Annotated in this window: 11 protein-coding genes; 9 read left to right on the forward strand and 2 right to left on the reverse strand. The window is 71.6% G+C overall.

Annotated features, from left to right (window positions below; all coding sequences use genetic code 11):
- Positions 1–277: 277 nt before the first annotated feature.
- From ABT324_RS10445 to ABT324_RS10480, 8 genes are all read left to right on the forward strand, one after another.
- A complete protein-coding gene (locus ABT324_RS10445; protein WP_351174727.1) occupies positions 278–1,168 on the forward strand; it encodes a TIGR03619 family F420-dependent LLM class oxidoreductase in 891 nt (296 codons plus the stop codon).
- A gap of 106 nt (positions 1,169–1,274) precedes the next feature.
- Positions 1,275–1,946 (forward strand): HAD family hydrolase, encoded by a 672-nt coding sequence (locus ABT324_RS10450; RefSeq protein WP_351174729.1) that lies wholly within the window; start codon positions 1,275–1,277, stop codon positions 1,944–1,946.
- Complete coding sequence (locus tag ABT324_RS10455) at positions 1,946–2,980, forward strand: phosphotransferase family protein (protein WP_351174731.1); 1,035 nt, start codon at positions 1,946–1,948, stop codon at positions 2,978–2,980. Before ABT324_RS10450 ends, ABT324_RS10455 begins: the two co-directional genes overlap by 1 nt.
- 41 nt (positions 2,981–3,021) lie before the next feature.
- On the forward strand, positions 3,022–4,233 hold the full coding sequence (locus ABT324_RS10460) for an acyl-CoA dehydrogenase family protein (RefSeq protein WP_351174733.1): 1,212 nt from the start codon (positions 3,022–3,024) through the stop codon (positions 4,231–4,233).
- Between the two features lie 52 nt (positions 4,234–4,285).
- Positions 4,286–5,041 (forward strand): 3-oxoacyl-ACP reductase FabG, encoded by a 756-nt coding sequence (fabG, locus tag ABT324_RS10465; RefSeq protein WP_351174735.1) that lies wholly within the window; start codon positions 4,286–4,288, stop codon positions 5,039–5,041.
- Entirely contained in the window at positions 5,038–6,222 is a 1,185-nt protein-coding gene (locus tag ABT324_RS10470; protein WP_351174737.1) for an acyl-CoA dehydrogenase family protein, read from the forward strand. The genes fabG and ABT324_RS10470 overlap by 4 nt, the downstream gene beginning before the upstream one ends.
- Positions 6,219–7,322, forward strand: coding sequence for an acyl-CoA dehydrogenase family protein (locus ABT324_RS10475; protein WP_351174740.1), 1,104 nt, complete (start codon positions 6,219–6,221; stop codon positions 7,320–7,322). The genes ABT324_RS10470 and ABT324_RS10475 overlap by 4 nt, the downstream gene beginning before the upstream one ends.
- 132 nt (positions 7,323–7,454) lie before the next feature.
- Positions 7,455–7,907 carry a MaoC family dehydratase gene (locus ABT324_RS10480; RefSeq protein ID WP_351174742.1) on the forward strand — a complete coding sequence of 151 codons (453 nt, stop codon included), beginning with the start codon at positions 7,455–7,457 and terminating at the stop codon, positions 7,905–7,907.
- A gap of 41 nt (positions 7,908–7,948) precedes the next feature.
- On the opposite strand, the gene ABT324_RS10485 is transcribed toward ABT324_RS10480, so the two are convergent.
- Complete coding sequence (locus tag ABT324_RS10485; RefSeq protein WP_351174744.1) at positions 7,949–9,499, reverse strand: AbgT family transporter; 1,551 nt, start codon at positions 9,497–9,499, stop codon at positions 7,949–7,951.
- 519 nt (positions 9,500–10,018) lie between these two features.
- Here ABT324_RS10485 and ABT324_RS10490 point away from each other — a divergent pair.
- Positions 10,019–10,423: an SSI family serine proteinase inhibitor gene (locus tag ABT324_RS10490; RefSeq protein WP_351174746.1), complete on the forward strand. Its 405-nt coding sequence runs from the start codon at positions 10,019–10,021 to the stop codon at positions 10,421–10,423.
- 54 nt (positions 10,424–10,477) lie between these two features.
- Here ABT324_RS10490 and ABT324_RS10495 read toward each other — a convergent pair whose 3' ends face one another.
- Positions 10,478–12,124: an AMP-binding protein gene (locus ABT324_RS10495; protein ID WP_351174748.1), complete on the reverse strand. Its 1,647-nt coding sequence runs from the start codon at positions 12,122–12,124 to the stop codon at positions 10,478–10,480.
- Between the last annotated feature and the right edge of the window lie 28 nt (positions 12,125–12,152).

Consider the following 12,152-nt stretch of genomic DNA (forward strand, 5'->3'; position numbering starts at 1 on the left):
CACAATTCCCATCGGGCACCGAGCGCGATGCCTGGGCCACCGGCCTTCCGGGAACAACCGCCGTTCCGGTGGACGTCGCTGCGAAGAACGGGATCCGGCACGCGGGAGCCACCCACGACGGTGACGCGGGGTGACCAACAAGCTGCCGATGGTGGTACTTGCACGCTCACCCGGCGCAAGGACCGCGCCCGACCAGGCCCACTGACCCGAACGCCGTTCCCGGATTCACCCGTTTGAACTAAACACAATGTCGTCCCCCGTACGGAAAAATCGTCGCATGCGTCTAGGTCTGACCCTCCCCCAGTTCGGTCCGTTCGCCGACCCGGCCCTGGTGCCGAAGATCGCCGCGGAAGCGGAAGCGCTCGGCTTCGACAGCCTCTGGACCGGTGAGCGCGTGCACGCCGCCACCTCCCCGACCACCCCCTACCCCGGCGGGACCATGCCAGAGCAGTTCCGCACCGGCCTCGACCCGCTGCTGGTGCTGGCGCTGGCGGCCCAAGCCACCACCCGCCCGCGGCTGGGCACCAGCACCCTCAACGCCCCGCTGCACCCGCCGGTCCTCCTCGCCCGCAGCCTCGCCGGGCTCGACCAGCTCAGCGGCGGCCGGATCATCGCCGGGCTCGGCCTGGGCTGGTCGCGCGACGAGTACGACGCCGTCGCCGTGCCGTGGAAGGAGCGCGGCGCGCGGCTGGACGAGACGCTGGACGTGCTCGCGACGCTCTGGGGTCCGAACCCGGTGCAGCACAGCGGCAAGTTCTGGACCATCAGCCACGGCCACTTCGCGCCCAAGCCCGCGCAGCAGCACCTGCCGATCTACCTGGGTGGCCTGTCCCCCGCCGCGTTCCGCCGGATCGGGCGCCGCGCGGACGGCTGGCTGGGCGTGCCACTGCCCGCCGAGAAGCTGCGGGAAACCCTGGCGCAGATCGACGCCGAAGCCCGCGAGGCCGGGCGCGGCCCGATCACCACCGCACTGCGGATCAACGCCAAGCTCCAGGCGGAAGCGACGGAGGTCCCGGGCTCCGGCCCGGTCGAGCAGCTCGTGGACTACCTGCGCGCCGTGGCCGAGCTGGGCGTGGCCGAGGCCTTCGTCGACCTGCAGTTCAGCACCTCGACCCCGGCTGAGCTGCTGGAGCAGGCCGCGCGCATCCGCAACGCCGTCCCCGCCTGACCACCCTCCTCGCCGCCGGATCGGGTGCGCTCCCCGGGGGTTCGCACCACCGATTCGGCGGCGAGCACTAGCGCGACATACCGGCTAGTCGGTACGGTCCTGGGTCATGGGTTCCGGTGACGCAACCCGCCCGGTCCGGGCGGTCGTGTTCGACTACGGCGGCGTGCTGACCACCTCCAGTCGCGCGGCCCTGCACGCCTGGATGGACCGGGAGCGCATCCGGCCGGACACCTTCTCCGCCGCCATCAAGGAATGGCTCTCGCGCACCGCCCCGCCCGGCACCCCGGTCCACCGGCTGGAAACCGGCGAGCTCAGCGCCGAGGAGTTCAACCGCACCCTCGCCCACCGGCTGCGCACCCTCGACGACGGCCCGGTCGCACCAGACGGCCTGCTGCAGCGCATGTTCGCCCAGCTGGACAGCGAACCCGCGATGCTCGACCTGGTCCGCGCCCTGCGCTCCAGCGGCGTGCGCACCGCGCTGCTGTCCAACAGCTGGGGCAACGACTACCCGTGGGACCTGCTCGACGGGCTGTTCGACGTCGCGGTCATCTCCGGGGAAGTGCGGCTGCGCAAGCCCGACCCGCGGATCTACCACCTGGTGCTGGACCGGCTCGACCTGCCCGCCGCGCAGGTGGTCCTCGTCGACGACGGCGCCCCCAACGTCGAGGCCGCCGAACGGCTCGGCATGCGGGCGGTGCTGCACACCGGCGCCGCCGAAACCCGCGCCCGGCTCGCCCAACTCGTGCCGGACGCCGTCCCGCAAGGCAAGGAGTCCTGATGACCGCCGAACCGCTGCCCGGCCTCGACCTGGACCGGCTGCGCGCCCACCTCGACGCCGAGCGCCCCGGGCTGCTGGCCGGACCGCTGACCGGCGAACTCGTCCAAGGTGGGCGGTCCAACCTGACCTACCTGGTAGGCGACGGGCAGCAGCAGTGGGTGGTGCGCCGCCCGCCGCTGGGCCACGTGCTGGCCACCGCGCACGACATGGGCCGCGAGTTCCGGGTGCTGTCCGCGCTGGCCGGGACCGACGTGCCAGTCCCGGGCACCCACCTGCTCTGTCAGGACGACAGCGTGCTGGGCGCCCCGTTCTACGTCATGGAGTACGTGCCGGGCACCGTCTACCGCTCGCCGAAGCTGACCGAGCAACTCGCCCCGCAGCAACGCGCCGAACTGTCCTGGCAGCTGGTGGACGTGCTCGCCGACCTGCACGCCATCGACCCGGACCCGGTGGGGCTGGGCGACTTCGGCCGCCCGGCGGGCTTCCTGGAGCGGCAGGTGCGGCGCTGGAGCAAGCAGCTGGCCGCCTCCCGCAGCCGCGACCTCGACGGCGTCGAGGAACTCGCCACCCGCCTCGCCGACCACGTCCCCACCACCCCGCGAGCGGGCATCGTGCACGGCGACTACCGGCTGGACAACGTCATCGTCGGCGACGACCAGCGCATCCGAGCCGTGCTGGACTGGGAGATGGCCACCCTCGGCGACCCACTGACCGACCTCGGGCTGCTCGCGGTGTACTGGGAGGGCTTCAGCGGCGTCGAGCACAACCCCATCGCCAAGGGCATCGGCCCCGAGCACGGCTTCCCCTCCGCCCACCAGCTGCTGCAGCGCTACGCCGAGCGCAGCGGCACCGACCTGTCCGAACTGGACTGGTACGTGGCGTTCGGCTTCTTCAAGATCGCGGTGATCCTGGAAGGCATCCACTACCGCTTCATCCACGGCCAGACCGTCGGCGAGGGCTTCGACCACGTCGGCGCGCTGGTGGCCCCGCTCGTCGCCCAAGGCCTGACCACCCTCGCCCCACGCAGCCGGTGAGCTGCGCCGCCCCGCGAACTCACGCGTTCCAAGGAGGAATGATGGATTTCGGCTACGACGCGCGCACCGAGGAACTGCGCCAGCAACTCCTCGACTTCATGGACTCCCACGTCTACCCGGCAGAACCGGTCTACCTGCAGCAGCTCGCGCAGGCCGAGGACCCGTGGGCCGCGCACCCGCCCATCATGGCCGAGCTCAAGGCCGAAGCCCGCAAGCGCGGCCTGTGGAACCTGTTCCTGCCCGGTGAGCACGGTGCCGGGCTGACCAACCTGCAGTACGCGCCGCTGGCCGAGATCATGGGCCGCGCCGGGCGGCTGGCCCCGGAGGCCACCAACTGCGCCGCCCCTGACACCGGCAACATGGAAGTGCTGGCGCTGTTCGGCACCGCGCAGCAGAAGGAGCAGTGGCTGCAGCCGCTGCTGGACGGTGAGATCCGCTCCGCGTTCTGCATGACCGAACCCGACGTCGCCTCCTCCGACGCCACCAACATCGGCACCCGCATCAAGCGCGACGGCGACCACTACGTGATCAACGGCCGCAAGTGGTTCTCCTCCGGCGCGATGAACCCGCGCTGCAAGATCCTCATCGTGATGGGCAAGACCGACCCCGACGCCGAGCGGCACCGCCAGCAGAGCCAGGTCCTGGTGCCCACCGACACCCCCGGCGTGCGGATCGAGCGCAGCATGAACGTGTTCGGCTACACCGACGCCGACCACGGCGGGCACGCCGAGATCGTCTTCGACGACGTCCGGGTCCCGGTGGACAACGTCATCGCCGGCGAGGGCGAGGGCTTCGCGATCGCCCAGGCCCGGCTCGGCCCCGGCCGCATCCACCACTGCATGCGCGCCATCGGGATGGCCGAACGGGCGCTGGAGCTGATGTGCCGCCGCACCAACGAGCGCGTCGCCTTCGGCAAGCCGCTGGCCGAGCAGGGCGTCGTCCAGCACTGGATCGCCGAGTCCCGGGTCAAGATCGAGCAGGCCCGGCTGCTGGTGCTCAAGACCGCGTGGCTGATGGACACCGTGGGCAACAAGGGCGCGCACACCGAGATCCAGGCGATCAAGGTGGCGGTGCCGGAGATGGCCACCTGGGTCATCGACCGCGCCATCCAGGCCCACGGCGGCGGTGGCGTCAGCCAGGAGTTCCCCCTGGCCAACCTCTACGCCCACGCCCGCACCCTGCACATCGTCGACGGCCCCGACGAGGTGCACCGCCGTTCCCTCGCCCGCCGCGAGCTGAAGAAGTACCGCTGACCACGCACCGTCGTTGAGCACGGTGCAGGACCACGACGCACAAGGAGATTCCATGGCAGACAGTCGAGTCGCGATCGTCACCGGCGCCGCCCGCGGGATCGGCGCGGCCACCGCCCGGCGGCTGGCCGCGGACGGCTTCGCCGTCGCCGTCATCGACCTCGACGAGAAGCACTGCGCCGACACCGTCTCGGCCATCGAAGCCGACGGTGGCCGGGCGCTGGCCGTCGGCTGCGACGTCAGCGACGCCGAGCAGGTCCAGGCCGCGGTGGACCGCATCGCCACCGAGCTCGGCGGCCCGACCGTGCTGGTCAACAACGCCGGGGTAATCCGGGACAACATGCTGTTCAAGATGTCCGAGGACGACTGGGACACGGTCATGTCCGTGCACCTGCGGGGCGCGTTCCTGATGAGCCGCGCCGTGCAGAAGCACATGGTCGAGGCCGGGTGGGGCCGCATCGTCAACCTCTCCAGCACCTCCGCGCTGGGCAACCGCGGCCAGGCCAACTACTCCACCGCCAAGGCCGGGCTGCAGGGCCTGACCAAGACGCTGGCCATCGAGCTGGGCAAGTTCGGGGTCACCGCGAACGCCATCGCCCCCGGCTTCATCGCCACCGACATGACCAAGGCCACCGCCGAGCGGGTCGGCATGGAGTTCGAGGAGTTCACCAAGGCCGCAGCGGCGAGCATCCCGGTGGCCCGGGTGGGCCAGCCCGAGGACATCGCCAACACCGTGTCCTTCTTCGTCGACGAGCGCTCCGGGTTCGTCTCCGGCCAGGTCATCTACGTGGCGGGCGGGCCGAAGGCATGACCGTGGACGCCACCGACATCCGCGGCCGGGTCGAGGAGTTCCTCGCCGCGCACGATCCACAGCGGACCGAACGGCTGGAGTTCCTGCGGGCGCGCTTCGACGCCGGGCTGGCCTGGGTGCACTTCCCCGCCGGCCTCGGCGGCCTCGGCGCCGCGCGGGAGCTGCAGCCGGTGGTCGACGCCGCGTTCGCCGAGGCGGGCGCTCCCGACAACCAGCCGCAGCTCAACGTCATCGGCCTGGGCATGGCCGCCCCCACCATTCTGCGCTTCGGCACCGACGAGCAGCGCCAGCGGTTCCTGCGTCCACTGTGGACCGGAGAGGAGACCTGGTGCCAGCTCTTCTCCGAACCCGGCGCCGGATCCGACCTCGCCGCGCTGTCCACCCGGGCCGTGCGCGAGGGCGACGAGTGGGTGGTCGACGGGCAGAAGGTCTGGACCTCGCTGGCGCACCGGGCCCGCTGGGCGATCCTGGTCGCCCGCTCCGACCCCGACCAGCCCAAGCACAAGGGCCTGAGCTACTTCATCTGCGACATGACCGCACCGGGCGTGGAAGTCCGCCCGCTGCGGCAGATCACCGGTGAGGCCGAGTTCAACGAGGTCTTCCTGACCGGCGTGCGGATCCCGGACGCCCACCGGCTCGGCGAGGTCGGGCAGGGCTGGCAGGTCGCCATGGGCACCCTGATGAACGAGCGCGTCGCCATCGGCGGGCGCACGCCCCCACGCGAGGGCGGCATGATCGGCGAGGCCGCCGCGGCCTGGCGCGAGCACCCCGACAAGCGCACCCCCGGCCTGCACGACCGGCTGCTGCGGCTGTGGGTGGAGGCCGAGGCGACCCGGCTGACCAGCATCCGGCTGCGCCAGCAGATGGCCGTCGGCGAACCCGGCCCGGAGGGCTCCGCGGTCAAGATCACCTACGCCGAGCAGAACCAGGCGATCACCGGCTTCGAGCTGGAGTTCCTGGGCGAGGCCGGACTGGCCTACGACGACTGGGCGTTCCGCCAGACCGACTTCACCTCGCTTACCCGGCGCGGCGCCGGGTTCCGCTACCTGCGGACGAAGGGCAACTCCATCGAGGGCGGGACCACCGAGATCCTGCGCAACGTCATCGCCGAGCGGGTCCTGGGGCTGCCCCCGGAAGTCCGCACGGACAAGGACCGGCCGTGGAAGGAGCTGCCACGATGAGCGCCCCGGACCTGCTCTACAGCGAGCTGGAGGAGGACCTGCGGGCCACCGTGCGGCGACTGCTGCGCGACCGCTGCGACTGGACCGCGGTCCTGGCCCGCTGCGAGACCGACGAACCCTACGACCTGGCCCTCTGGCGCACCCTCGCCGGCGAGCTCGGCCTGGCCGCGCTGCTGGTGCCCGAGGAGCTCGGCGGGGCCGGGGCCAGCGCCCGCGAGCTGGCGGTGGTGGCCGAGGAGGTCGGCCGCGCCGTCGCCCCGGTGCCGTTCCTGGGCAACGTGCTCGCCACCGCGGCGCTGGTGTCCGGCGCGGAGCGGGAAGTCCTGCCGCAGCTGGCCGACGGCTCCCGGACCGGCACCGTCGCGGTCGGGCTGACCACCCCGCCGCAGGCGCCGTTCCCGCAGTCGGTGAAGGCCGACGGCGGGGCGCTGACCGGTGCGGTGTCGGCGGTGGTCGACCTGGAGGTCGCCGACCACGTGGTGGTCCCGGCCGTCGACGCCGACGGCGCGGCGCTGTACCTGGTGGACACCTCCGCCTCCGGCGTCACCCGGGCCCCGACCACACCGCTGGACCTCACCCGCCGGTTCGGCACCCTCGACCTGGACGGCGCGCGCGGACGGCGGCTGGCATCCGGCGCCGAAGCGGAGCGGATCCTGCGGCAGGCGCTGCTGACCGCCGCCGGGCTGCTGGCCTCCGAGCAGGTCGGGCTCGCGCAGCTCTGCCTGGACTCCACGGTGGAGTACGCGCGGACCCGGTACCAGTTCGGCCGCCAGATCGGCTCGTTCCAGGCGGTCAAGCACCGGCTGGCCGACCTGTGGGTGGGCGTCAGCTCGGGCCGCGCCGTGGCCCGCAACGCCGCGGACGCGCTGGCCCAGGACACCGAGCCGGAGCTCGCGGTGGCCATCGCCCAGGCCTACTGCTCGGACCTGGTCGTGCTGGCCGCCGAGGAGCACCTCCAGCTGCACGGCGGCATCGGCATGACCTGGGAGCACCCGGCCCACCTCTACCTGGGCCGGGCCAAGAGCTCCCAGCTCGCCTTCGGCATCGCCGAGCTCCACCGGCAGCGCATCGGCGAACTCGCCGACCTACCCCAGCCGTAACACCTCGTGAGCGGCGATGGTGGCTCCAACGACCATCGCCACTCACGACCCCACACCACCACCTCGTGAGTGGCGATGGTGCCTCTAACCACCATCGCCACTCACGACCCCACGGCACAGGAGGTGCGCGCAGTGCGCGTGTTCACGAGCAAGGAAGAGATCGTCGCCGCCAAGGGCGAGCAGCTCGGCACCAGCGAGTGGCTGACCATCACCCAGGAGCAGGTGAACCAGTTCGCCGACGCCACCCTGGACCACCAGTGGATCCACGTCGACGTCGAACGCGCCCAGCAGGGCCCGTTCGGCGCGCCCATCGCGCACGGGTTCCTCACCCTCAGCCTGCTGTCCGCGCTGAACGCGCAGAACTACCGGTTCGAGGGCGCGAAGATGGGCATCAACTACGGCCTGAACAAGGTCCGCTTCCCCAGCCCGGTCCCGGTCGGCGCCCGCGTCCGCTCCGTCGCCGAGCTCGCCGACGTCACCGAGGTCGACGGCGGCGTCCAGCTGACGATCAAGTCCACAGTGGAGATCGAAGGCGGCACGAAGCCCGCCTGCGTCGCCGAAGGGCTCTCCCGGGTCGTCTTCTGACCCACCCGGCCCCTGGGGCACCCGGATCGCGGGTGCCCCGCTCACGGCGTGGTGCGGATGTCCATACCCGGACCCAGCGGCAGGTCGGCGAAGTAGAAGATCGTCAGGATCAGCGCCCAGACCAGCCAGAACGGGACCACGAACGGGGTCATGCGGGCCACCAGGGTGCCCATGCCGGCCGCCGGTTCGTAGCGGCGCAGGTACCCCAGGATGATGAGCATGTACGGGTTCAGCGGCGTCATGATCTGGGTCGCCGAGTCACCCACCCGGAACGCCGCCTGCGCGAAGCCCGGTTCGAAGCCCAGCAGCACGAACATCGGCACGAACACCGAGGCCATCAGCGTCCACAGGCTGGACCCGGAGATGATGAACAGGTTCAGCACCGAGGCCAGCACCATGAACCCGAGGAACGCCGGGTAGCCGTCCAGGCCGATCGCGCGCAGCAGTTCGGCGCCCGAGACCGCCACCCACGAACCGAGGTTCGTCCAGTTGAACAGCGCGATGAACTGCCCGAGCACGAACGCCAGCACCAGGAACCCGGCCAGCTCCCGGACCGCATCGGCCATCAGCTTCGGCACATCCGCGGCCCGCCGCACCACGCCCACCTTCGCGCCGTAGGCGATCGCCGGGACCACGAACCCGAGGAAGATCAGCGTGGTCACCGAGTCCAGCAGCGGCGACTTGGGCAGGAAACCACCGGCGTCGTTGCGCAGCGGCGAGTCCGGCCACACCACCAGCAGCAGCACCGCGGCGGCGGTGAGCAGGAACGCCAGTCCCGCCCAGGCCAGGCCGCGGCGCTCCGCGGGTTCCAGCGCCGCCGTGACCGCAGGCCCCTCCTCCGATGCTTCGCGAGGCACCCCTGTGCGCACCAGGCGCGGCTCGATGACCTTGTCGATCAGCAGTCCCGCGAGCAGCCCGAGCACGATCGAGGACGCCAGGTTGAAGTAGTAGTTGGACACCGGCGTGACCGCCGTGCCGGGGTCCGGCAGCACCTCGGCGACCTTGTTGCTGATCCCGGCGAACAGCGCGTCCAGGCTGGTCACCAGCGGCGAGGTCGAGTAGCCCGCGCCGACGGCGGCGAACCCGCCCAGCAGCCCGGCCACCGGGTGCCGCCCGGCGGCCTTGAACACCAGCGCCGCCAGCGGCGGGATGATGATCATCGACGAGTCGGCCATCACGCTGGCCGCGATGCCCACCAGTCCGACCGCGTACGGCAGCACCCAGCGCGGCGCCCCGCCGAAGGCGACCCGGATCAGCGCGGTGAGCAGCCCGGTGCGCTCGGCGAGGCCCACCGCGAGCATGATCGTGACCACCGTCTTCAGCGGCGGGAACCCGATGAAGTTCTCCGCCATGCCGGTGAACAGGAACTCCAGGCCCTCGCCGCTGAGCGCGCCGCGGATCGGCGTCACCTCGTCGTCCCCGGGGATCCGCACGGTGGTGCCGAAGGCGGCGACCGCGGTGGAGACCACCACCACGGCCAGGAACAGCAGTCCGAACAGGAGGAAGGGCTCGGGCAGCTTGTTGCCGACCCGCTCCACCAGGTTCAGCACCCGATCGATCCGCGACGGCCGAGCGGCCCGGGTTTCGCTCATGCTCGCTCCTGCGCTGGGAGGGGAAGGGCAAGCGGTAGCGAACCTCCCCGGCCGCACGCAGCGCAAGCCCCGACGGCGTAGCGCTCCCGGCCGCCGCCGACCGGGGTTGGTTTCGGTCAGCACTGAAGCGATAGTCGCGAGAACAGTGTTGAGAGGAAAAGGAGCGGCCTGGCGGAAGAATTGATTCTGGAAGCAAATTTCCGGAGACCCATGAAATGCGTCACCAAATGGGCAGGAAATAACGTCGCCAGCCGACGCCCACCTCGCGGACCAACACAGACCTGCGTATTCCATTGTGGACGAACAGCGGTGATCAACCTTGCTAGATCGCTGCTGCGCGGCGGGAAATTAGCCACTGGACACTGTGATGACCAGCTCACCGCAACGGCTGCCAACCGTTCTGGTGATTGCTCGAATTCCGCACAACGCGGCGCTCCGCCCGGGGGTCTTGATATGCGGGTCCGCGCGAACACCCCGCCGCGGGCCCGATTCCCGACCCACGAGGAGGAAGAGGAAACGATGACTGCGATCCAGCTCATCGGCCGCTCGGCCGCGGCCGCGGCCCTGGTCCTCGGCACAGCACTGCTGCCCGCCACCGCGCACGCCGAGGGCGGGGCCGCCCGGCTCACCCTCACCGTCCACGACCTGCACGGCGAGACCACGCCCGCCACCACCACGCTCACCTGCTCCCCGGCCGGGGGCTCGCACCCGACCCCGGCCGAGGCCTGCGCGGTCCTCGACCAGGTCTCCGGCAGCATCGCCGACGTTCCCACCCAGGCCCCGGGCACGGCGTGTCCGCTGATCTGGCGACCGGTGGCGGTGACGGCCACCGGCCTGTGGAACGGCACGCCGGTCGACTACTCGGGGACCTTCGCCAACGACTGCGTCCTGCGCTCCGAGCTCGGCGTGGTCTTCGACTTCTGACCGGCGGTCCCCGGCCTGGCAGGCGCACCCCCGGCCTGCCAGGCCACCGGGCCGCTACCGGTCGCGCAGCTGGCGGCGCAGGATCTTGCCGGTCGACGTCTTGGGCAGCTCGGCGACCAGCTCGACCTGGCGCGGGTACTTGTAGGCGGCCAGCTGGTCCCTGCAGTGCGCGACCAGCTCCTCCGCCGTCGCCGACGCGCCCGGTTTCAGGGCGACGAAGGCCTTGACGGTCTCGCCGCGGTAGGGGTCCGGCACGCCAACCACCGCCGCTTCCAGGACCGCCGGGTGCTCGTAGAGGACGTCCTCGACCTCACGGGGCCAGACCTTGTACCCGGAGGCGTTGATCAGGTCCTTCTTGCGGTCCACCACGTAGAACCAGCCCTCGGCGTCCATGAACCCGACGTCCCCGGTGCGCAGTTCGCCACCCGGCAGCGCCGCCGCCGTGGCCTCCGGCCTGCCCCAGTAGCCGGGCACCACCTGCGGTCCGGCGATCGCGATCTCGCCGACCTCGCCGACCGGCACCTCCGCGCCCTCGTCGTCCAGGATCCGGACCACCGTGCCGAACACCGGCAACCCGATCGACAGCGCCCCGGAGGTCGGGTCCACCGGGGCGTTCGCGCCCGGCGGGACGAGGTGGGTGATCGAGGTGGTCTCGGTCAGGCCGTAGGCGTTGTGGATGTAGTGGCCCGTCGCGCACTGGAACTGCTGGTTCACCGCCGGGGGCACCGGCGCGCCGCCCGAGTAGACCAGCCGGAACGACCGGAAGTCCGCCGCCGACACACCCTCCGCCGCGGCCAGCGCGATGAACGCGGTGATGGCGCCGATGGTGAAGGTGGGGCGGTGCTCCCGGATCGCGTCCAGGACCACCTCGGGGTGGAAGCGGTGCGCCAGCACCAGCGGGCACGGCACCAGCAGCGACAGCGCGAAGTGCCCGACCAGCCCGGTGATGTGGAACAGCGGCGCCACCCCCAGCACGCTGTCGGCCGGGGTCAGGCCCATCCAGTCGCGGAAGGCCTGGGCGTTGAACGCGATCACGGCGTGGGTGTTCATCGCGCCCTTGGGTTCGCCGGTCGTGCCCGAGGTGTAGGTGAGGACCGCGACGTCGTCCGGCGCGGGCGGCTCTGCCACCGGCTCGCGCCCGGCGTTGCGGTGGACGATGTCGAGCAGGTCCAGGGCCTGCCCGGCACGCGCCGGCGGCATGACGCGGGGGTCGTCGCGGGTCTGCCAGTCCCGCGCGGAGCACGTGATGACCGTGGACACCTGCGTGGCGCCGGAGGCGAGCACCTCCCGCGCGACCGAGTCGTGCAGCTCGTCCAGGCACAGCAGCGCGGTGGCGCCGGAATCGGTCAGCAGGAAGCTGAGCTCGCGGGCCTTGTTCATCGGGTTGATGACCACCGCCGCTCCCCCGGCCTTCCACGCGGCCACCACCGCGACCACGAACGCGGGGTTGTTCTGCACGTAGACGCCGAGCCGGTCACCTGCCCGGAAACCGTTGTCCTGCAACGCGACCGCGAGCGCGTCGGAGGCCGCGTCCACCTCGGCCAGGGTGAGCCGCCCGTCGAAGTAGCGGACGGCGTCGGCGTCAGGTGCGCGGGCCACCGAGGCCCGGAACAGGTCGAGCACGGTGCCGTGCTCCACCTCGATCTCCGGTGGGAGGTCCCCGTAGTGGGCGAGCCAGGGGCGTTGCGCGTAACTGCTCATCTGACCACCAGTGTCCGGAAGCGGTCGG

The organism is Saccharopolyspora sp. NPDC000359 (assembly GCF_040300525.1).
Lineage (GTDB): Bacteria > Actinomycetota > Actinomycetes > Mycobacteriales > Pseudonocardiaceae > Saccharopolyspora.